Genomic DNA, 1,063 nt, shown 5'->3' on the forward strand with positions numbered 1-1,063 from the left:
GGCGTTGTTGCCCAAATCAGCTCGACCTGAATGGAACTTTTGGTGAAGCCCATGATCTGATCACCAAATCCCTCTTCATATCAGCATCATGGGCAAGTCGCTTCACCCTGTCGTCAACTGGTCGCAGTACAACCGTTCCCTGATCAACCGGGGCTCGCTCACCTTCTGGGTCGATGCCGAGGCCATGAACAACTGGTTCCATCAAGATCATCATGGCCGGCGGGGGCGCAGCACCCTCTACACCGACCAGACCATCTGTACCTTTCTGATGCTCAAGGGGATATTCAATCTCTCCCTACGGGCAACTCAGGGCCTGCTCGACTCGCTGTTTGAGCTGATGAATGTGCCGCTGTGCGCCCCCGACTATACCTGTGTCAGCAAACGTGCCAGCACCATCAAGGTCTCATACCGTCAGCCACCCAAGGGCCAAATCACCGACCTGGTCATCGATTCCACGGGACTCAAGGTCTTTGGCGAAGGGGAGTGGAAGGTCAGGAAACACGGCCATGAGAAGCGCCGGGTATGGCGCAAGCTGCATCTGGCGGTGGACCCTGTCAGCCATGACATCGTGGCGGCAGAGGTCTCGCTGGAGAATGTCCATGATGCCGAAGTCTTGCCCACGCTGCTTAATCCACTGCGCCGTCAGCTGGGCACGGTGTATGCCGATGGTGCCTATGACGCCAAGGCCTGCCATGAATTGATAACCCGCAAAGGGGCCACGGCTTGCATTCCACCACGCAAGAATGCTGGATTATGGGAGGAAGGACATCCGCGTAATGATGCGGTGCTGGTCATGCGCAAGGAGGGGCTACCTCATTGGAAGAAGGCATCCGGTTATCATCGGCGCTCGCTGGCAGAAACGGCGATGTGCCGTTTCAAGCAGTTGCTGACGGGGAAACTGAGCTTGCGCAAGTACAACAACCAAGTGGGTGAAGTGATGGCCTATGTCTGTGCCATGAACAAACTGAACGCCCTTGGTCTACCTATCAGAAGGCCCCGAGTGTAGCCATCGCTCAAGGCCGGAGGAAAGGGCGTTTCAATAGTCGATTTGGGCAACAACGCC

Annotated in this window: 1 protein-coding gene; it reads left to right on the forward strand. The window is 56.5% G+C overall.

Annotated features, from left to right (window positions below; translation table 11 throughout):
- Positions 1-88 precede the first annotated feature (88 nt).
- Positions 89-1,006, forward strand: coding sequence for an IS5 family transposase (locus tag OKB81_RS20495; RefSeq protein ID WP_160839588.1), 918 nt, complete (start codon positions 89-91; stop codon positions 1,004-1,006).
- The last annotated feature ends 57 nt before the right edge of the window (positions 1,007-1,063 follow it).

Origin of the sequence: Aeromonas sp. QDB56, assembly GCF_027705505.1 — a bacterium.
Lineage (GTDB): Bacteria > Pseudomonadota > Gammaproteobacteria > Enterobacterales > Aeromonadaceae > Aeromonas > Aeromonas caviae.

Bases quoted from the DNA above. Each gene is read 5' to 3' on its own strand.
- OKB81_RS20495 (WP_160839588.1), top strand. From the start codon at position 89: ATGGGCAAGTCGCTTCACCCTGTCGTCAACTGGTCGCAGTACAACCGT.